Below are 21,403 nucleotides of genomic sequence, written 5' to 3'. Positions count from 1 at the left end.
TGTACCTTTTTGTTCTTCCATGTTGATTAGCTCTATGGATTTTGCAGCCATGTTAAGAAGTGCTTTCTTAAGTGGTGCTGGCTCTCCTATTATTGTAACTACTGTTCTGTTAAAGTCATGCTCTGGCTCGTAGCTTACAAGCTTTACACCTTCTACTTTTCTTACTTCTTCTACTACTGCTTCTATTACTTCTTTTCTTCTACCATCACTAAAGTTAGGTACTGCTAAGATATACTGTTTTTCTGCAGACATTTGTATTCCTCCTTTTTAAAATTATATTCATAAAAAAGATTAAGCTAAATAATGAAACTCTCTTTATCCTAATTCTAAAGAGTTTAATCAATAACAGTAGATATTGATTAATAGTTTTCCTCATTAATTAGTCTTTTAGTCAATTAGTTAATAAAATATTATTTACATAATACTTAATATGCAAATGAAGTGCCAACTATTTTAAAAAGACAAAAAATAATAAAAATATTTCCAAATCCTTGTATCTCCTTATTTAACAAGGTTTTAGATTTCTATCTGTTATTAGCTTATAATTTAATTTACATAAAAAATTAAATAAAATATTACATAAAATGTTTAGTCAATAGTTGAAATTTACAGTAATCCTATTCTTGCATTGACATGATATGATTAAAATCTTATTGATTACAATACAGAACAGAAAAAGAGAAAATTTTTCCTTGGGGGAAGTTTTTTCCCTTTCAAACTATTATCCATATGCTTTTATTATTTACTTCCCATATCTCTCAATTTATTTCTAATGGTTCTTGCTGTAATACCTAAAACCTTAGCTGTTTCTTTTTGATTGTGCCCAAAGGATTCATAGGTAGTTTTAATCACTCTTTTTTCTATTTCTTTTAAGCTTTCACCTATAAACACAGGAATAAGTTTTTCCATGCTATTAACTGGAGTTTGATTTTTTAATATATATTGTGGAATATCCTTTACTGTAAGCTCTTCTTCTTCACTTAAGGCTATAGCCCTTTCAATAATGTTTTCAAGTTCTCTTATATTTCCTTTATATTCATATTTACATAAAGAATTAATAAATTCAGCAGATACATCTTTTATATTTTTATTCAGAATTCTATTGTATTTTCTTACAAAATATTCAATCAAATAAGGAATATCCTCTTTTCTCTCTCTTAATGGAGGTAAATGGATATTTATTACATTCAGTCTGTAGTACAAATCTTCTCTAAAAATCCCTTTTTCTACTGCTTTTTTTAAATCTCTATTTGTTGCAGCTAATATTCTTACGTCTATTTTTTTAGATTCACTAGACCCTAAAGGTATCACTTCTTTTTCTTGTATAACTCTTAAGAGCTTGCTTTGCAGTAAAGGTTCCATCTCTCCTATTTCATCTAATAATAAAGTACCTTTATCTGCCATTTCAAAATAGCCTTTTTTTGCTTTTACTGCACCTGTAAAAGCGCCTACTTCATATCCAAATAGTTCACTTTCCAGAAGGCTACTAGGAATAGCTGAACAATTAATAGCATGAAAAGCGTTGTTTTTTCTTTTTCCTTGATAATGAATTGCTCTAGCAATGACTTCTTTTCCTGTTCCACTTTCTCCTGTAATAAGTACATTTGATTCAATATCCTTTACCTTATTGACAGTACTTAAAACTACTTTCATATTATCTGAATTAGCTACAATGCCTTCCTGTTCATGCTTTTTCCTTAATTCCTCTCCTAAATAGTTGACTTTTTTATAAAGATTATTTAATTCTATGCCTTTTTCAATAATAACTTCTAGTTCAGTTAAGTCTATTGGTTTAGTAATATAATTAAAGACGCCTTTTTTTATTGCTTCAATAGACGATTTTATAGTGCCAAATGCAGTCATAATAATAACTATAGCATTTGGCTTTTGCTCTCTAAAGCTATAATAAAGATCCATTCCGTTCCATTTCCCAAGTTTTAAGTCTAGTAAAATTACATCTATATCATTATGATTAAAATATTCCATAGCTCTTACTGGTTCGTGAGCAAAGAATAGTTCATATTTTTTCTTAAAAGCATATTTTAGTGATTCACATATGGAAATATCGTCATCTATTATTAATAGTTTATTCATTTGCAAATCTCCCTCTTTTTAAGGAAAGATAATAGAAACTTTAGTCCCATTACTACTACTTTCTATTTCAATCTCTCCGTTGTTCTCTTTTATCAATTGATAGGTAATGTATAGCCCTAGGCCTGTCCCTGTTTCTTTAGTAGTAAAAAACGGATCAAATATTCTGTTTAAATCTTCTTGAGAAATACCCGCTCCATTATCAGAAATAACTATTTTATTTAGATTACCCTCTTTATTTGCTGTAATAAATATATTCCCATTTTCTTCAATAGATTCTATGGCATTTATTATAATATTAATAAGTATTTGCCTTAAATGCTTTTCATCAACTTTTATCTCTATGTCTTCTGGAATCTCTTCAATATAGTTTATATTTTTATCTGATTTTGTTATTTTAAGAATAGAATTTATAAAAGTCTTTAATTTTACTAAAGAAATAACTGGTGATTTAGGTGAAGAATATTCAAGTAGCTCTTTTAATATACTGTCTATTGCATCTATTTGCTGTGGTACATGTATAAGTAAAGATTCTCTAAATTCTTCATCATCTATATTATCAGGTATTAGATTTATGAAGTTCTTTATACTTGTAAATGGATTTCTAATTTCATGTGCTACATTTGATATTAGCATCCCTAAAGATTGCATTTTGTCTTGTGTTCTTAGTGCTTCATCCATCCTTTTTTCCTTAGTTATGTCTCTAAAGTTAATTATGACTCCAATTACATTATTGTCATAATCTAAAAGAGGACTCATATTCACTTTAAGTACTTTCTCACTTCCATTTACATTATATTTAACCTGCTTTGAAAATGCACTTCCGCTATCATATAGCACTTCTTGAATTAAATAAATATCTATGAATTTAGTAAGCTCTGATTCATAAAAAGATTTAAATAAGTTTTTTTCCTTTTCAATGTTAAGAATTATACTTGCTGAATTATTCATTGCAGTAATATTTCCAAGACTATTTATACATATAACACCTGTACCTACGTTTTCTATTATCTGATTATCAATATAATCAATTTGCTGCCCAAACCACTTATCATATATCTTTTTATACTTCCCGTTTTCCTTTATTCTTTGGACTCCTTGATTAAATAAACTCAAAAGATCGCTTCTATTTTTAGCAAAACCAACACCAAATTTCGTAATATTAATTGGTTCTCCAATGGATTTTAGTAAACAATAGTCATATTGTTTTTTTGCAAAGTACATTATAGTAAGTCTGTTTCCAGCTATTGCATCAACTTCTCTATGAAATAACTTCTGAAGGGCAACTTCCTGGCTAGAAACTGAAATGACATGAATTGCCCTACTATTTCTAGATATTTTTTTAATTGTATCATAGCTTATATCATCTTCTTGAACCGCTATCTTTAAACCAGATAAATCATTTAATGATGCTATATCTTCTCTTTCTCTTAATGTAAATACAGAGTGAAAAACAGTTATATATTCTTTAGAAAAATTAAACTCTTTTTTTCTACGATTTGATATTGACATGCCTTGTATTGCTTGGCATCTCCCACTTTTAGCATACTCTATGGCTCTTGTCCACTCCATAAGCTTAAAAGTAACATCAAACCCCATTTCTTCTGCGATACATTTCGTAATATCTGTATTGAAGCCACTACATTTTCCATTGTTATCTAAGAATACAAATGGCGGATAATTACTATCTCCACATATTTCTATAGTTTGCATAGTATTACTCTCCCTAAAATAATCTAAAGTACCCTTTCAAGAGAGTCTTAATCTCCAGTTAAAAGGTCTGGGCTGTGTTTTCTTCTAAATCAGCCTGTTTCTTCTTAGGTAATGACAAAATTATTACTGCAGCTATAACAAATAAGCATCCTATAACTACATTCATACTTTTTTCTTCGTTTAGCAAAAATATTCCTAGTATAACACTTGTTATTGGTTCAAATGTACATAATATTGCAGCTGTAGATGCCCCGATGTACTTAATGCCTAACTGTAATAAATTAACTGCCCCAAGAGAATTAAGAATAGCTATAACAAAAGTATAAATCCAAGCATCTAATGTTAGTTTAAATGTAATCTGATTAGTTAGTGTAGCAAAAATGAACATAAAGATTGCATTGATAACGCAGATGTAAAAGGTAATTAGCAAAGAGTTTATTAATCGTAGCCCTGTCTTCTCAATAAATAACATATAGAAAGCATAGCTAATCCCTGATACTATGGCAAGTACTATCCCTATAGTATTCCCAGTAGTTTTCCCATCAAAAAACATAAGAACTCCTATAGTAGAAAAAATTAGGGCTATTATTTTAATAATGCTAACTTTATCTTTGAAAAACAATATACCTCCAATAGTAACAAGGGATGGGTATATAAAGTGTATAGTTGTGGTCATCCCAACTGAAATGTAATTATATGAGCTATAGAGAGTAACAGTTGTAAATGCTGTTCCTAAAAGACTCAAAATAAGTACTTGAACTAATTCTTTTCTTTGTAATCGCATGTCAACTTTTTTGATTTTCAATATAAGATAAATAATTGGTATAGGCATAATACCTCTGAAAAAAGTTAACATAATAGCTGTACTGCCACCAAGAAAAGTGTTTTTTGCTAAGATAGGAGTAACTCCAAATATTACTGCTGAAATTATAGTATATACAATACCCTTTATCCTATTCATAATGTCATCTCCTGAAAAAATTTAAAGTGCCATTTGCTCCTCAAGTCTTAAATTTGGTACTGCATTTAAATCGAGTCCTGCAATATTTCCTTTTAAAAAATTATAATAAGATGAACAACCTATCATAGCTGCATTATCTGTACATAATACTTTGGAAGGAAATCTAATATCTAATCCTTCTTTTTCTCCTCTTTGAATTAACATATTTCGAAGTCCTTGATTTGCAGCTACTCCGCCTGCTACCACAATAGTTTTTGAGTTCATTTGTTTTGCGGCTTTTATTGCCTTCTCTGTCAAAACCTCTATTACGGATTGTTGAAAGCTAGCAGCTACATCTTCTACAGATATTTCTTCACCTTTTTGCTTTGAACTATTTAGGTAATTAAGCACTGCTGATTTAAGGCCGCTAAAGCTAAAATCATAGCTATCTTCTTCAAGATATACCCTAGGAAAATCCACTGCATTTTTGTTCCCTATTACAGCAAGTTTATCAATAAGTGGTCCTCCAGGATATCCTAGCCCTAATGCTCTAGCAATTTTATCAAATGCTTCTCCTGCAGCATCATCTCTAGTTCTACCTAAAAGCTGGTAATCACCATAATCTTTCATATATACTAAATGTGTATGTCCACCAGAAACTACAAGGCATATAAAAGGTGGCTCTAATTCGGGGTATTCTATGAAATTAGCATAAATATGACCTTCTATATGATTTACTGGAACTAAAGGTATATCTTTACCAAATGCAAGAGCTTTTGCTGTAGATACGCCTACAAGTAAGGCTCCTACAAGTCCTGGTCCATATGTTACTCCAATATTATCTACGTCTTCGAGAGTTATTCCCGCTTCATCTAGAGCATTTTGAACAATCATATTAATATTTTCAATATGCTTTCTTGAAGCCACTTCTGGCACTACTCCCCCAAATTTTTTATGAATTTCTATTTGTGAAGATATTATATTAGATAATACCTGTCTTCCATTTTTTAGTACTGCCGCTGCGGTTTCATCACAGGAGGTCTCAATAGCAAGTGTAATTATATCTTTTTTTGTATTATTGTTCATTTTAACTCCTCCATAATTAAATATGGAAATACAATAGAATTATTGGTATCAGAAGCCGTGTGTGTATATTTCTATTGCATTTCCTATAGATTTCAACACTCTATCATACATTATAGCACCACGAATTTCATATTACCATATCTACATTCTTTTTAACCTTATTATAGTTTTCATCCTAAATATTTCTTTAATATTATTATTGTAAAAAACAGAAAATATAATTAGAGACTTAGACCAAAGTCTTAAGAAAGTTTGTCTGAAAGACAATACCTTAGAATAAAAAATATCCTTAGGAGTGATGTCATGGCAAACAATCGAAGACCTTTTTATTGGAAGTTTTCTAATGCTAATGTAATGTCTGATGGCATGCTAAAGGATATAAGCTATGGCGATTATGCTCTTATGATGGTAGTGAAAGACAAACCATTAGAGCAAGAGGACAATCACAGAAGCAAGGAAAGTTATCGTTAAAATTGCTTAAGCTGGGCAGCTTTGCCCAGCCTTTAAACATAAGCTTCTAATTATCTATCGCCATTCATCATAATCCATTTCCATAGCCATATTAGTCAATATCTCATCAGTTAAGTCTAAATCGCATTTATGCTCTCTTGTAAAATGAATGCAGTTCTCACAGCTTTTTTTCACATATCCAGATGGATTTACTGAAGATTTTAATCTTTCGTCATCTGATGTATATCTATGTTGACTACATTTTTCAGCAACTCTTCTTAGTTGTTCCTTACTTGCCATACGTATCCCTCCAATTTATTTAACTAAAACCCCTTAATTTATTATCTGTATTTTTTCAAAAAATAAAACAAAAACATAGATCAAGTGACCTATGTTTTTATTAAAGATATAATGATTTTTGATTTTAAGCTAGTCCAGCCACCTTCATTCCTAGAACTCCTAATCCTGAAGAAGCCAATATATATACAAGCCAAGTCCCTAAAACTAGTATAGCAGAGCTTTTCTTGCTTATTGAATATACTTTAGATATACCTATTATAGCAAGTATTTGGTACCATATTACGAAAATATCAAGATTCCCTAAAAAAGTATGCAAAAATGTACCAACCTGAGAATTAGGAAGAAATACAGCTAAGGATGTAAGTATATTATATTGTTTTGTAATCAATGATATTATAGTGGTTATTATACTACCTAAAAAAACTGGAAAATATGAATATGTAATTACTGAAATTGCTTGCTTGAATGTACCAGTTCCGTTAACAAAGCCAGAAAACGCATTAATTAGTGCGCTTTTAACTAACCAAAAAGCTACTATACCAATAATTGTACCTGCAATTGCACCGTAAACCTGTACACTTAACAACGCATCAATACCTTCAGGAACTTCCATTCCCATCTGCGCATACTGTTGAATAGCAGTTTCTTTCAAAAACTCCTTCATAACGTTAATCCTTAGTAAAGATAAGAGAAGTACACCAATTAATATTACAAGTATTGGAAATAATACTTTTGGATGATGCTTTAGGTTTTCAAAAGCTTTACTTGGACTTACAAAAACGCACTTTAGTCTTTCCCACCAACTAAATGGTTTTACCTCATTTTGATTTTGAACTAGATTTTCATTTTGATTAAGATTTTCTGTCATTTTTACACTCCTTTCGTAATTTTATTCATACCTTAAAGCCTCTATTGGGTCAAGTTTCGCAGCCTTATTTGCAGGATACATTCCAAAGAAAATCCCTACAGCTGCTGAAAACAACACCGCCATTAGAATAGTACCTACAGAAGCAGAAGGTGGTATTCCTATAGACATAGAAATTATACTCTGAATTGTAAGGCCAAGGATTGTTCCAATTAACCCACCAGTTCCTGATACAATCATAGCTTCCACTAAAAATTGAATCAATATATCTTTTCTAGTGGCTCCAATAGCCTTTCTTATACCTATCTCTCTAGTCCTTTCAGTAACCGACACAAGCATTATGTTCATTACTCCTATTCCACCAACTAAAAGAGATATAGCAGCTATAGCTCCAACAACGCTAGATAACATGCTAAGCACATTATTCATCATATCCATTTGTTGTTGTGCACTTTGATAAAGATAATAGTCTTTACCTGCATTTCTATGCTTTCTTTCCAATACACTAATTATTTCTTTGCTTACTTCATCTATTTCTTTGCTATCTGTTACATTGATTTGAAACTGACTATATCTATCACCGTATCCTAAGCTTTTCATTATAGAATAAGGAACATAAAAAGTAGTAGTATCTCCCATAAACTGTTGGGCTAGATTTTCTAAAGTACCCCCTGGTGTCTTGTAAATACCTACTATTGTAAAAGACATCTTAGATGAACCAGTGTCAACCATTATATTTTCTCCCAAGACATCTTTTCTTTTAAACACCTTATCTGCAAGCTTTTCATCTATTATACAGACTCTCCTATTTCCTTTTACGTCAGATTCCAATAAAAATCTTCCATCTACAATATCTACAGGTGTCATCTTGTTATAATCCTCGCTTACACCGTACATATTTAAGGAGGCATTATTTCTGCCCTTAACAGCAGTACCATTAGAACCAAGAATGACAGAAACTCCTGTTATTCTATCTCCAAATACCCTTTTAACTGTCTTTAAGTCCTCTTCATCGAAAAAGTCATTTCTATTTAGATCCTTTTCCCAGTTAGTATAAATAGCTACCAAATTTGCTCCAATCTTTTTAAATTCATTGCCTATCTGTGCCTGACTGCCTTGACCTAATGATACTATAGTTATCACAGAAGCTATACCTATGATTATTCCTAGCATAGTCAAGAAAGTACGCATTTTATTTGCCCAGAGGCTTGATAGTGCAGAGCCTAAACTTTCAACAAAATTCATTTCATCACCTTCTTTATATACATCATTATATAGCTGTCTGTGGCTTTATAATAATTTGATTTTCTACTTTTCTATCATCAATAAGGCACCCATCTCTAAATAAAACTATTCTCTTAGTATGCTGAGCAATTTCAGGTTCGTGAGTTACTAATATTATTGTAACTCCTTCCTTATTAAGCTGTTGAAATATTGCCATAATCTCTTCTCCAGATTTAGTATCAAGGTTTCCTGTAGGCTCATCTGCTAGCAAAATAGCAGGATCATTTACTAGTGCTCTAGCTATGGCAACTCTTTGCTTCTGACCACCAGATAACTCATTAGGCAAATGATCTACTCTTTCTGCAAGACCTACTTTTTCTAATACTTCTAAGGCTTTTTTTCTTCTCTCTTTTTTTGATATACCTGCATAAGTCATTGGTAACTCTACATTTTTTAGTGCAGATGTACGAGATAATAAATTAAAAGATTGAAATACAAATCCAATTTTTTTGTTTCTAATTGCAGCAAGCTGTACTTCATTTAAGTTTTCCACTAATACTCCATCCAGTGAATAACTACCTGATGTAGGTCTATCTAAACACCCTAATATGTTCATAAGAGTAGACTTTCCAGAACCTGATGCCCCCATTATAGATACAAACTCTTCGTTGTGAACTTCAAAATTTACACTTTTTAGAGCCTCTACAGCTATTTTACCTGTATCATATATCTTGCCTAGGTTTTCTATCTTTATCATTTTTGCTCACCTTTGCCGTTTAAAATTGAAACTTCTAAGCCATCTTTTAAATTTTCACTAGGATTAACGACTATTTTATCTCCCAATTTAATTTCAGGAGAAATAACCTCTTGCTTTAAGTCTCCTTGAATGCCTATTGAAATAGGAACTTCTTTGATTTTGTTATTTTCTACTTTAAATATTACTTTTGTTCCATCTTTCTTTTCATATACTGTTTCATAAGGGATAACCAAAGCCTCTTTCTTAAATGCAGTATTAATTGCAACATTAGCTGTAAACCCTGGTTTTAAATAATTATCAGAGTTTGGTATGTCTATTTTAACAGTAACCTGTGTTTCCTTTCCAGTTCCAGTTGGTACGACAGTTGCCGATGGAGCTATAAAAGATACTTCTCCAGCTATTTCTTTTCCCTTAAACGCTTCTCCAGTAACTTTTACCTTTTGTCCTAATTTTATTTCACTTATATCATATTCACCTATACCGACTTCTATTTCAAGGTTATTTGTGTCCTCTATGACAAATAAAGGTGTTGCAGCTGTAGCAGGTATACCAACACGCGCATTTGAAAGTACTATTGTGCCATCTATAGGACTCTTGATAATTGAATCTCCTAGAGACTCCTTCTGAGATTTAAGAGATATTTCCTGAATCTCTACATTCTTTCTTTGAATATCTATGTTAGACTTTAAATCTTCATTGTCCTCAGAGTCTTCTATTCTCTTTTGTGCTAGTTCATAATTATTTTTAGCTGTTAACATATTTGCTTCATCAGCATCTAACATTGCCTTACTTATAGCACCAGCATCGAAAAGCGTTTTTGAACCTTCGTATTTTGTTTTAGCATTTTCATAAGCTAGTTCAGCATTTTCCAAGCTTTTTTCTAGCTCAAGAGTACTACTAGGTTCGTTTAACTGTCTTTCCATGTTTTTAAGTCTTTGTCTCTCCATTTCAAGACTTATTTCAGCAGTTTTTATCTTATATTCCAAATCCTTTACATCAATCTTTAATAATGTATCTCCCTCAGACACTACTTCTCCTTCTTTGAATAATACTTCTTGTATCATATAAGGAAGGTTTGAAACCACATTTCTTTGTTCTTTTGATTTCAAAATCCCTTCAGTAATCAAAGTCGAATCAAAATCATTCTCTTTTTCTACTTCTACTACTGATACATATGTACTAGCTTCTTTTTCTGTATTTAGAGCTTTTACGACTCCTGCAGCTATTACGGCTAATCCAAGTACAGATGCAAGGACTATCCATATAGCTTTTTTCTTATTCTTTGCCATATATTTCCCTCCTACTTAAATCATTACATATTAATAATAGACTTATATTTAGTTAAAAGTACTTCAATGATAATAATACTATATTATAATTTCATAATTTTAGCAAAAAATAAATTTAATAAACAAAATAAATTTAATAAACAAAATAGAGCTAACCCTTATTTTGGATTAGCTCCTTATTATTTTGTCTTCATAATTTAGTTGTATTTATAGTATAAACCTCAAGCAATTCTTTATTTTATAAAACCCATAAGTTGATTATATGATAAGTAAATTAACCAAATTATTGCAAGTACAGAAATTATGTTAGTCAATGGTTTGTTCTTATATTCTTTCATTAATTCTTTGTCATTAGATAGTAGAAGCATTACTATAGCTATCATTGGAACTGCAAAAATAGTAGTTCCTTGTGCTAATACTAGTAATTGAATTGGGTTTTGTCCAAAAGCTATGGCTGCTATTGTACCTAATACCATTACAAACGAAGCAAATATTTTAGACCATTTGCTTTCCATAGAGTCTCCTAGACCTAAGCCATCAGCTAATAAAGTGCCTCCTATCATAGCATTTACTATGAAGGATGAAAATGCTGCTGACCAGAATCCAAATAAGAATAGCCATTTAGCTGCAGGTCCTAGTAATGGTTCTAATTGAATTGCCATATCTATAGCACTATTAATTTGTATACCAGCTGGTTTTAGTACAGTTGCAGCAGTTATCATAATAACCATACTAATAAGAGCTAATATTGTAATTCCTATGTTAGAACTTTTAACTCCTTCTTTTAAATCATCTTTTGTCCATCCTTTAGCACGAACAGAATAAGCTTGAAAGGCTGCTGCAGCCACACTAAATGTTGTAGCAGATATAGAAACAACCAACCCAAATATTTCAGGCTTACTAGGTATAAATCCTTTAAATAATTGGCCAAAATCTGGCTTTATAGCGAACAAATTACCGAAGAATGTTATTATCATTATAAATACTAAGAATGTCATTACTTTTTCTAAAACGCCATATATATTGGAAAATCCCCACATAAATATTAGAGCTATTACAGTAAATATAGCAGCCCACAGTCCAATAGAACCGCCAAACATGGTGCTAAAGGCAAGACCTACTCCAATATTGTTTCCTGTTTGAAACCCAGCTATTATAAAAAATCCACCTAATCCTATAATAAAAGCTACTACCCGACCATATTTACTGGCCACAGTTTGTAATAATGATTGTTTTGACATAATTCCAATAGTAGAACCCATTTTTGAAAACATGCCCATCATAATTGCAGCTACAGCAACTGTCCATAATACCGAATAACCCATTGTTGCTCCTGCTTTACTACTAACAGTTATACTTCCAGGTCCCATTACAACTGCTGCAGTTATTAGCCCAGGTCCAATTAGTGATATTATCCTTAAAAGAGCATTAGACTTTTTGTTTGTTGACTCTTCAACAATATTATTTTTCATCAATAATACCTCCCTATTTTTTAGGTAATTAATCAATCAATTCAAAATATTGATTATAGAGTTATGCATAATATTGATTCCACTTTTTAAAGTTATTTCTTCATCAAAGTTAAACTTGCTATGATGAAGAGGATAAGTATAATCTTTTTCTTTATTGCCAGTGCCTAATAAAAACATAGCACCTTTGACCTTCTCAGTGAAAAACGAAAAATCTTCAGATATCATAAGTGGTTCTGCAAGTTTTACTACGCTATTTTCACCTAATACTTTTTCTCCTTCTTTAGCAATTATATGGTTAATTTCTTCATAGTTATAGGTGACAGGATACTGGTAAACATAATTAACTTCTACCTTTGCTCCATATAAATTACCTATGCTTGTACAAATTTCTTGTATTCTTTTCCCTAAAAAAGTCCTTAAATCTCTGTCAAGACAGCGGGTAGTTCCTTGTATATTAACTATTTCAGGAATTATATTATAACTGTTTCCTCCATTAAAGCTTCCTATGCTTATTACAGCACCTTTTACAGGATCTACTTCCCTTGGAATTAGGTTTTTCAACTCTTCAACTATTTTGGCTCCTATATATATGGAGTCTATGCCTTCATTTGGTCTCGCTCCATGGGTAGATTTTCCTACTATCTTTATTTCAAAATAATCATTAGAAGCCATAAATACTCCATCTTTAATTCCAATAGTTCCTTGGGTAAGTCCAGGCCATAAATGCAAAGCCATAATACATGATATATCCTCTAAATATCCACCTTCTACAAAATGCCTAGCTCCACCTATCTTCTCTTCTGCTGGTTGGAATATGAATTTGATATTTCCACTAAAATCTTTATTTTCCAGCATCGCTAACAAAGTTCCCATTGCAATGGCTATATGCCCATCATGACCACAGGCATGCATATATCCTTCTCTTTCAGATTGGAAATGTAATCCTGTTTCTTCCTTTACTGAAAGAGCATCTATATCTGCCCTTATTGCAACAGTAGTTCCAGGATGTTTACCGCGTACAGTTGCTAATACTCCAGTTTTAGCAACTACTTTGTAGTCAACATTATGATTTTTTAGTATTTCAATTATTTTTTCTTGGGTTTTGTACTCTTCATAGGCTACTTCAGGCCATTTATGTATGTCTCGTCTTAAGCCTATTACTTGGTCTTTGATTTTAAGCCATATTTGATTAAAACTATCCAAAATATCACCTACTTTAGCTTGTCTAGTTGAACTTTTCTATGCAACTCTGGAATATCTAGGAATCTAAATACTTGCTCTTCTTTAATTCCTAATATGTTTCTTAATGAAAGCATAGTAACAACTAATCCATTAGCGGGATTAAACATTAGTTCATGTAAAGCTTTTTTAGTTCTGCTACCTTCATGCAATCTAAAACTTTCACTTGGAACTTGAAAGAAGGTATGAATTTGTCCAGATGTAGCTCCTCTTAGTGCATATTCAACCATCATCTTACCTGAATTAATGTTTCCTGTTGCACTAATAGGAATAAATGTTTTCTTTCCATATTCATCAATAAACTTTGTTAGAACTCTCAAGTTTCTATCGCTTAGGTCATATCCTCCGTAGGCAATACCCTTCTTGTCTTCGAATTCTTTATTGAAATCAAACAGCCTGTTAAAGCAAGTAATAGTATCTACTATATCAGAAGCATTGTTATTTAAAGTTTTTACCATCTCCACTTGAAAATCATCATCAAATGAAGGATTAAATAGTTTAACTCCAATTATTTTATTGTCTGTATCTATATACTTGTCTATTAACCTTGGAACCTCTCTTAACCATCTTAATATTTCTTCTTTAGTATTTTTTAAACCTGATAAAGTTGCACTGAAATCTTGTTCAACTATAAATGGCAAATCTACAGAAGATTCATTCCAAACCCTTTCTAAGGTTTTTGTAGTAAATCGGTATTCAGATTCTCTAAAATCCTCTTCACTATTTGGAAGATGGTATTGAACTGATGGGATAACTGGCATTTGAGTCTCTTTATATATATCAAAGGATTTAGCTACTAGCTCTAAATAATCTTCAAAGCTTTTATCCCAGCCTCTACCTTTCCAAGTAACTGTATATCCTCTTTCCCCCCTTTCACTTACTATTTCTTCTACAACCATTTTGGGGGCTTTTACCTTCCAGGCTTCCATAGAAGACTCTGAGTTTTCATCTTGTGATATAACAGTCTTTAGGACTGCAAAGCCTAAACCATCAACAGCATCTGTCTTAATTTGAGAAATATTAGATGAAAGTTGACCTGAAGCCTTACCAAAAGGATTCTTGGTAACTAGATTCCCATACTTACCAGACACATCTAAGTTGTACTTTTCCAAAATATACTTTTCTAAGCCCAATTCTTCGTATTTAATCTGCTCATAATCTGAGTTTATCTGCTGTTTTAGCCCTAGATTTACTTTAGGCTTATCACTTATCAAATATATATTATCCATAGAATCTCTCCTTTTAGTAGAAATTACATGTCTCCTAACTTTTCAATAAACCTGTCAATCCTTTTCTTTTCTTCTTCTGTTACTAAAGGACCATAAGGATCATTGGCAGCTTCCATTTGGATTATTCCTTTTTTAGCCAATATATAAAGAACTCTTTCTATATAACCTTCCATAGGATAATAGAATGTGTGCTCTGCTAAATTATCTACAACAATAGATTTTTCTATAAATTTCTTGTAATCTCCATTATAATAAGCATTCAACATTTCATTTTGTAATTTAGTATATATACTTCCTAGACCCACTAAAGCTCCTACTGCGCCTCTCATAACCGTATATCCAAACATTCTATCTTCTCCCGTAATCAAAGATACATGTGGAGCTTCTTCCATTATTAGATTGCTAACATCTTGATAAGTCATTACAGAATCTAAAGTTGCCATTTTGATTCCAACAACATTTTCTATCTTAAATAATTCTCTTAGTACCTCTTTAGAATAAGTGATTCCTCCTGCAGCTTCATATAAAAAGAATAAAACCATAGGAAGTCCAACTTCAGCTATTTTCTTATGATATTTGATTATCATCTCATCTTGATCCTGTCTACCTCTAAATAGGGTTGGTGCATAAGGAAGTAGTACATCTGCTCCTAATTCTTTTGCATGAACAGCCATTTCTACTGCTTTTTCAATATATCTTTCATCATCTATTTGTCCATCATTCTTAGCGCCAACACCACATAATATTAATTTTTCATCACTAAGGCCATTTCTCCAAGAATTAAATACTTCTTCTCTTTGCTCCTTTGAAAGAAAAAGTCCTCTACCTGTATGGGCCCACAAAGCAACACATTTTATTGGCTGTTGATTCATCCATTTTACATAGGATTGTTGAGCATCGTAATTTATAGAACCATCTTCGTTAAATGGCACAGGCACTGCAGGGATTATTGAATTCTTAATATTGTCTTGAATATCTTTAAACTTCATTTCGCATCCTCCTCTTTAAAGACGTTTCTTTAATATGTCTTTAATTGTTTATATTTATATATTGAACATAAATTTTAAAATTCCTTCTTCTATATCTAAAAAGATTTAAAAGTTAGAATTTTTAGTTTCCATGACTTAAGAAATTTTTACAATACTATTTTAATTTATCTTCGCTAAAATCAATTTTGTAAACTCTACTTGGACGTCCTCTTCTTCCAGGTTGTTCAACTCCAACCTCTACTGCTGCTCCTCCATCTACCAGTTTGTTCATTATTCTATTTGCAGATCTTAATGTTATATCTAATCCTTTCTGTATGTCTGAAGCAGTAATGCTATCTGTCTGCATCTTTGATAGTAAGCTTTTAATCATGGTCAAATTAGAAATGCTAATATCAGTTTTTTCTGTCCATTTTAATAGTGTTTTATCTTGACTTTTTAATTTATACTCTAAGCTATTTGATGAACCTATTGGTCCAATTACGACTTTATCTTGATTTATCATATAAGCCAATGAATCTTTCTTTTCTTTAGATAATGCTAATGCTTTTCTTGCATTTTCCTCTGCCTCCAAGGCATTAGTTCCCGTTCCAATTCCCATATTAATAGACATAGAAAACTTATCCTTGATTTCTTTAACTATAGGAATACTCTCATAGGAGTTAGTATATTCTTGAAATATACCCTTGGTAATAAGTACAATGAATTCATCTCCATCTGCTGAAGAGAAAACAGATGCCTGATTGAGTCTGCTATAATTTAATAACTCTTGATATAGAGACAATCTTTTCTCTTTCATCTCAAGAGCAGATATTCTATTTCCATTTAAGCTATATTCTTTTATATCTACTATTATAATAATTATTTGATTGCTTTTAGCAAGTCTAGTTTCACTAGCTGATGCTATTAACTTAAAGGTTTCTTTCATTGTAAACTTTGTAGGAGTCGCTTTGAAAACAGGTACCTTATACTCTTTCAACTTTTTATATACAGAGTTAATAGAGGTTATAGCAGCTTCTGTCTTACCTTCTTCATAAAGGCTACGATGAAATTCTACATATTGCTCCCTAGAGTAATTAGACAAATGCATATCATTTACATACAAAGAATCATAGAATACCTCTAATTCCTTATACACTTCTCCAATTTCTGACTCCCTTAAAGTATCTATGCTGATTTTACTAATGTTTATATTGTTGTGAAATTTCATTTTGAATAATACCTTATATAAAGCTGAACCTAATATAGGGTAATAAAACAGCTGTTTGTCTGTTAATTGAGTTTGTCTCACATGATAATATGGTAAAAATCCTGTAAACAAAAATGCATCTACTTTATTTTCCCATTTTTTTACTTTGTTTAAAGTGTCTTTTTCATCTTCATAGGGAATCCCAACTGTCTGAATGGAATTATATTTTTTTCCTATGTCAATACTTTCGTTTACCAAATCCTCTGGTCCAACAATCCCTACTCTCATATATAAGCCTCCAATCAGAAAGGAATCCACACCTTTCGTCTGTTATGAGAACATTTTTTACTGCTTCTATCTAGCAAAGATTAGTCCCATCTTTAATTATGTTCTCATAAACTATTTTACCATATTTCTCATAATTGTCTTTATTTATTTCTCCTATACCAACTTCTTCATCTAAATGTATTTTTCCATCTTTGCCCATTACCATTTCTTTAATATCTTTTCCTTTGCCATACCATCTGCTGCTAGGCTCTATACATGCAGGATATTTGAATCCAGAAAATGTAGCAAGAGCTAATATACATGCTCCACCTATTCCACTTTCAGGCATAGTACCTCCCCACACTTCAATGTTGTGCTTAGAAGCTAGACTATAAATCTTTAAAGCCTCATAAATCCCTCCTACTCGTTGAACTTTAATATTCCAGATATTTGAACCGCCTATTTCTATTGCTTGTTCTGCAACCCTTTCTGATTTTAAAGACTCATCTAAGCAAATCGGGGTCTTAATCATTTTACTTAATTTGCAGTGATCAAGAATATCATCATGATGAAGAGGCTGTTCTATGAAAGTACAATTGTACTTGTCCATTTCTTTTAGAATACTCTCATGTTCCTTTAAATTAAAGGAAGCATTTGCATCAGGCCATAATATAAAGTCATCTCCGATAACTTTTCTTGCAGTTTCTAAAGCCTTTAAGTCCCAGCCTGGTTTTACTTTTACTTTAATCCTTTTATAACCTTCTTCTACGTATTCTTCAATCCATTTTGCTAATGTGTCATAGCTATTATCTTCAGGTATCCCTACTGATGCTCCAGAATAAATATAAGAATTATTCTTCAAATATTCTTCTGTAGTACCTAATTCCTTTAGCTTATTGTAAATAAGTGTTTTTAAAGAAATATTGTTTTTTCTTGCAACTAAATCCCAATAAGCAGTTTCTACTCCTGCTTTAGCAAAATTATTGCCTCTTATGCTATCATTTATAATTAGATTTATGTCTTCAATAGACTGAATTTCTTTGCCAATAACTCTCGGAAATATCCATTCCTCTAGCATAGCTTTTGCAGAAGAAATTGTTTCTGATGAATAAAAAGGCGCTTCAAAAGGTGCTGATTCTCCATATCCAACTATTCCATCTGACCACAATTCGATTATTAATGATTTTCTACTATAACTAACTCCACCACTTATTTGAAATGGAATAGCGTAAGGTATATCGACCTCAACTATTCTCGCACCATCAATTTTAAACTTTTCATTTATGTCCAAATTCTCCACCTCTATAAGAAATATTAAGACATGTCTCTATATAGTCTTTATATTATTCTACATCATTCTTTAATAAAAAGCAACACTAAAAATAAACATTCGGGAAATCGGGTTAGGTCATAAAAAAATCAGAGGAAACTTGCTTCCTCTGATTTTCATAATTACTTTTTGTTTATTAGCTGTTTTTCAGCTTTTGCTATTAGCTCTCTAACTATAACGCCTGTATGTTTTGCGGCTAAATTTCTAGGGTCATCTACTCCATATTCATTGGCAATCTCTGTCTTGAATTGTTCAAAGGCATTTCTAGCTTCTGGAACAACTAGCTTCCTTCTAGACAATAAGATCATCTCCTTTGGAATTTTTGTCCCCTATATAGTATTTACAAAGTGACTTTATTTTACCCTCCACATAATAACAGCATCTTCTTTTGTATCTGAATAATAGCCTTTTCTAACTCCACAATCAATAAAATCATATTTCTTATATAATGATTGAGCTATTAAGTTTGATTTTCTGACTTCTAAGGTCATATTTTTTATATCTCTTTTTTCACATATGTCTACAAGCTTTTCAACGATTAGATTACCTATGCCTTGTCCTCTGTATGGGGAGCTTACAGCTATATTAGTTATATGTCCCTCATCTAATATGAGCCAAAGTCCACCGTATCCAACTATTTTTTCATCCTTTTCTGCTACAACGTACCTAGCTAGTTGATTCTCGGTTATTTCTAAAACAAATGCTTCTCTTGACCATGGTGTTGTAAATACTTCTCTTTCTATAGCTAATACTCCATCTACATCTTCTTCAGTCATTTCCCTAATTATCACATCACTCATTTTTGTCACCTATTAAGCAATGCTTTTCATTATATTCTCTTTGTGCCTGGGATTCTCTTAGATAATCTGGTACAAGTTCAAAAAAACTTTCAGTTTTACCTTCTTTAGCTTTTACCATTGCAAGCTCTGCTACAGAAGAGGCTCTCGCCATATTAGCACTTTTTGGAGCGAATATAGCCTTTTCTCCTAATGACTCCGAAAGAATATCTTTATAGGCATAAGTTCCGTCTCCTACAAATACTATTTTTTCTGGTCTATCAGATAATACTTCCATAAGTTCTTTGACCTCTAGGATTGTTTGTTCTTTAATTATATGTAGGTTTCCATTTACCCATTTATATATTCCAGTAAATACTCTATCTCTTCTAGCATCCATTATTGGTACTACTATTCCCTCACAATAAGGTAAATTAAATGCAAGTGCATCAAGAGTAGACACCCCTACTACTCTTTTATCTGTTGCCTGAGCAAGTCCATTTACAGTGGCCACTCCTATTCTTAGGCCAGTAAATGAACCTGGTCCCTTTGCTACAGCATATACATCTATGTCTTCAGGCTTCAAGCTACAACTGTCAAGGGCTTCTTTTATTATTGGCATTATCTTTTGTGAATGAGTTAGTTTATGATTAAGAGTATATTCTACTAATAATTTTTCATCATCCACAACAGCACATGTTGCAGACATACTAGAGGTATCTATGGCTAAGATTTTCATCTTTCTTCAGCTCCTCTTTTATTTTCTCTATAATATTTATATGTTTTTCTCCATTTCCACTTATTATTATCTCTCTACCTTCATTATTATCTTTTTTACTAATTTCTATGTTTAATCTTTCTTCTGGTAGTATTTCTTCAATTATATTGGCCCATTCTATAACAGACACACCTCTTGAATAGAAATATTCTTCATATCCCAAATCATACATTTCATCAACATCATTAATTCTGTAGACATCAAAATGATATAAAGGGCATCTTCCGCTATACTCATTTATTATTGTAAATGTAGGGCTTGTTACATAGTCTTCTACATCTAAACCCTTTGCAATAGACTGAGTCATAGTAGTTTTTCCTGCACCAAGGTCTCCAGTCATGCATACTACTTCGCCACCAGTTAATAATTTTCCAAGTATAAAACCAATTCTTTCTGTTTCTTTTAAATTATCTACATTTATTCTAAGCAATACTTTCATCCTTCCTTAATAGCCTAAAAATATTATATCCAGTTTAGGTGTGATATACAAGTGCATACAAAGGAGATAATTCAATAATAATATTAGCCATATAAAAATGCACCTCCAAAAATTAAAAATTATTGTCTAACTTTTGGGGTGCGCTTCACACAGAGTGATTACAGTTATATACTTTTTAAGTGTATAAGGGTATTTATTATTTGTGTAATATTGGAGAAACTCTTTTATATAGTGGTATTGTAATAACTGAAACCATAATTCCTTTCAGTAAGTTAAAAGGTACAATCCCAAATAATATAAAACTTCTGTAGTCTGTGACAAATTTATTAACCTTTGCACCCATATCAACAAAAGCTTCAACAGGAGCACCAAACAACTTAGCATAAAAAGGTATTAGGAAATAATAATTTAATACAGAAGCTGCAACAGTCATAGCTACAGTTGCTGCAAGCATACCCAATATAGCCATTTGAAATGTTTTTTTCTTTTGATATATAACTCCAGCTACAAATACAAATATACTACCTACAAAAAAGTTTGCCAGCTCTCCTACTGCTCCAGTAGTTGTTCCTTCTATAGCTAAGTTTAATATGTTTTTAAGTAATTCAATGACTACACCAGCTATAGGTCCCAGTGAAAATGCACCAATTAATGCTGGAATATCACTTAAGTCAACCTTCAAAAAAGGTGGTGTAAACCATAGAGGCATCTCTAAGTACATTATTAAAAATGCCAATACAGATAATACTGATGTCTTAACTAATGTCCTTGTGTTCATTCTTTCTTTTGCAATTAACATATACCATCCCTCCAAATTTTAATTTGCCTTCAGAGCAATTGGTATTTTCCACAGTCTCGCAACACAAATTTATTTGTTCGCTGTCGCTCACATAAATTTGGTGCTCGTTGCGTTTGACCTACCATCGATTTTTCGAAAAAAGCATTCGAAAAATCGGGTTAGGTCATAAAAAAGCCCTGAAGTT

The 21,403-nt window shown here is 31.7% G+C and carries 21 protein-coding genes and 1 pseudogene; 1 reads left to right on the top strand and 21 read right to left on the bottom strand.

All coding sequences use genetic code 11. The annotated features are described in order from the left end of the window. The 5 genes and pseudogenes from ABV008_RS03050 to tsaD all read right to left on the bottom strand — a co-directional run. Positions 1-252 (bottom strand): annotated as a pseudogene (locus tag ABV008_RS03050) (glutamate formimidoyltransferase); the annotation flags it as partial. A gap of 486 nt (positions 253-738) precedes the next feature. Next, positions 739-2,094 carry a sigma-54-dependent transcriptional regulator gene (locus tag ABV008_RS03045; RefSeq protein WP_352418343.1) on the bottom strand — a complete coding sequence of 452 codons (1,356 nt, stop codon included), beginning with the start codon at positions 2,092-2,094 and terminating at the stop codon, positions 739-741. An 18-nt stretch (positions 2,095-2,112) separates the two neighbouring features. Then, positions 2,113-3,804, bottom strand: a complete 1,692-nt coding sequence (locus ABV008_RS03040; RefSeq protein WP_352418342.1) for a transporter substrate-binding domain-containing protein — start codon at positions 3,802-3,804, stop codon at positions 2,113-2,115. 58 nt (positions 3,805-3,862) lie between these two features. Next, positions 3,863-4,765 carry a DMT family transporter gene (locus tag ABV008_RS03035; protein WP_352418341.1) on the bottom strand — a complete coding sequence of 301 codons (903 nt, stop codon included), beginning with the start codon at positions 4,763-4,765 and terminating at the stop codon, positions 3,863-3,865. Positions 4,766-4,786: 21 nt separating this feature from the next. Continuing rightward, the gene (tsaD, locus tag ABV008_RS03030; RefSeq protein WP_352418340.1) at positions 4,787-5,830 is read right to left on the bottom strand and encodes a tRNA (adenosine(37)-N6)-threonylcarbamoyltransferase complex transferase subunit TsaD; all 1,044 of its coding nucleotides are present in this window, start codon (positions 5,828-5,830) and stop codon (positions 4,787-4,789) included. Positions 5,831-6,133: 303 nt separating this feature from the next. Between tsaD and ABV008_RS03025 the strand changes: the two genes are divergently transcribed. Then, a complete protein-coding gene (locus ABV008_RS03025; RefSeq protein WP_352418339.1) occupies positions 6,134-6,301 on the top strand; it encodes a hypothetical protein in 168 nt (55 codons plus the stop codon). A gap of 54 nt (positions 6,302-6,355) precedes the next feature. On the opposite strand, the gene ABV008_RS03020 is transcribed toward ABV008_RS03025, so the two are convergent. From ABV008_RS03020 to ABV008_RS02945, 16 genes are all read right to left on the bottom strand, one after another. Continuing rightward, the gene (locus ABV008_RS03020) at positions 6,356-6,580 is read right to left on the bottom strand and encodes a hypothetical protein (RefSeq protein ID WP_352418338.1); all 225 of its coding nucleotides are present in this window, start codon (positions 6,578-6,580) and stop codon (positions 6,356-6,358) included. Between the two features lie 124 nt (positions 6,581-6,704). Next, entirely contained in the window at positions 6,705-7,448 is a 744-nt protein-coding gene (locus ABV008_RS03015; protein ID WP_352418337.1) for a Yip1 family protein, read from the bottom strand. Positions 7,449-7,469: 21 nt separating this feature from the next. Next, positions 7,470-8,690: an ABC transporter permease gene (locus tag ABV008_RS03010; RefSeq protein WP_352418336.1), complete on the bottom strand. Its 1,221-nt coding sequence runs from the start codon at positions 8,688-8,690 to the stop codon at positions 7,470-7,472. 25 nt (positions 8,691-8,715) lie between these two features. After that, positions 8,716-9,426: an ABC transporter ATP-binding protein gene (locus ABV008_RS03005; RefSeq protein WP_352418335.1), complete on the bottom strand. Its 711-nt coding sequence runs from the start codon at positions 9,424-9,426 to the stop codon at positions 8,716-8,718. Then, the gene (locus ABV008_RS03000) at positions 9,423-10,715 is read right to left on the bottom strand and encodes an efflux RND transporter periplasmic adaptor subunit (protein WP_352418334.1); all 1,293 of its coding nucleotides are present in this window, start codon (positions 10,713-10,715) and stop codon (positions 9,423-9,425) included. The genes ABV008_RS03005 and ABV008_RS03000 overlap by 4 nt, the downstream gene beginning before the upstream one ends. 233 nt (positions 10,716-10,948) lie before the next feature. Next, complete coding sequence (locus ABV008_RS02995; RefSeq protein WP_352418333.1) at positions 10,949-12,187, bottom strand: NRAMP family divalent metal transporter; 1,239 nt, start codon at positions 12,185-12,187, stop codon at positions 10,949-10,951. A gap of 36 nt (positions 12,188-12,223) precedes the next feature. Beyond that, the gene (locus ABV008_RS02990) at positions 12,224-13,390 is read right to left on the bottom strand and encodes a M20 metallopeptidase family protein (RefSeq protein ID WP_352418332.1); all 1,167 of its coding nucleotides are present in this window, start codon (positions 13,388-13,390) and stop codon (positions 12,224-12,226) included. A gap of 8 nt (positions 13,391-13,398) precedes the next feature. Beyond that, positions 13,399-14,655, bottom strand: coding sequence for a beta/alpha barrel domain-containing protein (locus ABV008_RS02985; RefSeq protein ID WP_352418331.1), 1,257 nt, complete (start codon positions 14,653-14,655; stop codon positions 13,399-13,401). A 23-nt stretch (positions 14,656-14,678) separates the two neighbouring features. Next, positions 14,679-15,644: a dihydrodipicolinate synthase family protein gene (locus ABV008_RS02980; RefSeq protein WP_352418330.1), complete on the bottom strand. Its 966-nt coding sequence runs from the start codon at positions 15,642-15,644 to the stop codon at positions 14,679-14,681. Positions 15,645-15,798: 154 nt separating this feature from the next. Further along, a complete protein-coding gene (locus ABV008_RS02975; RefSeq protein WP_352418329.1) occupies positions 15,799-17,118 on the bottom strand; it encodes a hypothetical protein in 1,320 nt (439 codons plus the stop codon). A 70-nt stretch (positions 17,119-17,188) separates the two neighbouring features. Then, positions 17,189-18,388, bottom strand: coding sequence for an o-succinylbenzoate synthase (menC, locus tag ABV008_RS02970; RefSeq protein ID WP_352418328.1), 1,200 nt, complete (start codon positions 18,386-18,388; stop codon positions 17,189-17,191). A gap of 161 nt (positions 18,389-18,549) precedes the next feature. Continuing rightward, positions 18,550-18,726, bottom strand: a complete 177-nt coding sequence (locus ABV008_RS02965; RefSeq protein WP_352418327.1) for an alpha/beta-type small acid-soluble spore protein — start codon at positions 18,724-18,726, stop codon at positions 18,550-18,552. A gap of 54 nt (positions 18,727-18,780) precedes the next feature. Then, a complete protein-coding gene (gene rimI / locus ABV008_RS02960) occupies positions 18,781-19,227 on the bottom strand; it encodes a ribosomal protein S18-alanine N-acetyltransferase (protein ID WP_352418326.1) in 447 nt (148 codons plus the stop codon). After that, the gene (gene tsaB / locus ABV008_RS02955) at positions 19,220-19,942 is read right to left on the bottom strand and encodes a tRNA (adenosine(37)-N6)-threonylcarbamoyltransferase complex dimerization subunit type 1 TsaB (RefSeq protein ID WP_352418325.1); all 723 of its coding nucleotides are present in this window, start codon (positions 19,940-19,942) and stop codon (positions 19,220-19,222) included. The genes rimI and tsaB overlap by 8 nt, the downstream gene beginning before the upstream one ends. After that, positions 19,914-20,411, bottom strand: a complete 498-nt coding sequence (gene tsaE / locus ABV008_RS02950; protein ID WP_352418324.1) for a tRNA (adenosine(37)-N6)-threonylcarbamoyltransferase complex ATPase subunit type 1 TsaE — start codon at positions 20,409-20,411, stop codon at positions 19,914-19,916. Before tsaE ends, tsaB begins: the two co-directional genes overlap by 29 nt. A gap of 205 nt (positions 20,412-20,616) precedes the next feature. Then, complete coding sequence (locus tag ABV008_RS02945; protein WP_352418323.1) at positions 20,617-21,219, bottom strand: ECF transporter S component; 603 nt, start codon at positions 21,217-21,219, stop codon at positions 20,617-20,619. Positions 21,220-21,403: the final 184 nt, after the last annotated feature.

The organism is Proteiniborus sp. (assembly GCF_040308045.1).
Taxonomy (GTDB): Bacteria; Bacillota; Clostridia; order Tissierellales; family Proteiniboraceae; genus Proteiniborus.
The sequence above is the reverse complement of the archived record's forward strand: the minus strand, read 5'-3'. Positions and strand labels throughout refer to the sequence as shown.

What these genes read in the sequence shown, in the direction of transcription:
- ABV008_RS03035 (WP_352418341.1), bottom strand. Translation starts at nt 4,765, where the DNA reads ATGAATAGGATAAAGGGTATTGTATATACTATAATTTCAGCAGTAATA.
- ABV008_RS03000 (WP_352418334.1), bottom strand. Translation starts at nt 10,715, where the DNA reads ATGGCAAAGAATAAGAAAAAAGCTATATGGATAGTCCTTGCATCTGTA.
- ABV008_RS03010 (WP_352418336.1), bottom strand. Translation starts at nt 8,690, where the DNA reads ATGAATTTTGTTGAAAGTTTAGGCTCTGCACTATCAAGCCTCTGGGCA.
- ABV008_RS02975 (WP_352418329.1), bottom strand. Translation starts at nt 17,118, where the DNA reads ATGAGAGTAGGGATTGTTGGACCAGAGGATTTGGTAAACGAAAGTATT.
- ABV008_RS02985 (WP_352418331.1), bottom strand. Translation starts at nt 14,655, where the DNA reads ATGGATAATATATATTTGATAAGTGATAAGCCTAAAGTAAATCTAGGG.
- ABV008_RS02995 (WP_352418333.1), bottom strand. Translation starts at nt 12,187, where the DNA reads ATGAAAAATAATATTGTTGAAGAGTCAACAAACAAAAAGTCTAATGCT.
- rimI (WP_352418326.1), bottom strand. Translation starts at nt 19,227, where the DNA reads ATGAGTGATGTGATAATTAGGGAAATGACTGAAGAAGATGTAGATGGA.
- ABV008_RS03015 (WP_352418337.1), bottom strand. Translation starts at nt 7,448, where the DNA reads ATGACAGAAAATCTTAATCAAAATGAAAATCTAGTTCAAAATCAAAAT.
- ABV008_RS02945 (WP_352418323.1), bottom strand. Translation starts at nt 21,219, where the DNA reads ATGTTAATTGCAAAAGAAAGAATGAACACAAGGACATTAGTTAAGACA.
- ABV008_RS03020 (WP_352418338.1), bottom strand. Translation starts at nt 6,580, where the DNA reads ATGGCAAGTAAGGAACAACTAAGAAGAGTTGCTGAAAAATGTAGTCAA.
- ABV008_RS03045 (WP_352418343.1), bottom strand. Translation starts at nt 2,094, where the DNA reads ATGAATAAACTATTAATAATAGATGACGATATTTCCATATGTGAATCA.
- tsaB (WP_352418325.1), bottom strand. Translation starts at nt 19,942, where the DNA reads ATGAAAATCTTAGCCATAGATACCTCTAGTATGTCTGCAACATGTGCT.
- ABV008_RS03005 (WP_352418335.1), bottom strand. Translation starts at nt 9,426, where the DNA reads ATGATAAAGATAGAAAACCTAGGCAAGATATATGATACAGGTAAAATA.
- ABV008_RS03040 (WP_352418342.1), bottom strand. Translation starts at nt 3,804, where the DNA reads ATGCAAACTATAGAAATATGTGGAGATAGTAATTATCCGCCATTTGTA.
- ABV008_RS03025 (WP_352418339.1), top strand. Translation starts at nt 6,134, where the DNA reads ATGGCAAACAATCGAAGACCTTTTTATTGGAAGTTTTCTAATGCTAAT.
- ABV008_RS02980 (WP_352418330.1), bottom strand. Translation starts at nt 15,644, where the DNA reads ATGAAGTTTAAAGATATTCAAGACAATATTAAGAATTCAATAATCCCT.
- tsaD (WP_352418340.1), bottom strand. Translation starts at nt 5,830, where the DNA reads ATGAACAATAATACAAAAAAAGATATAATTACACTTGCTATTGAGACC.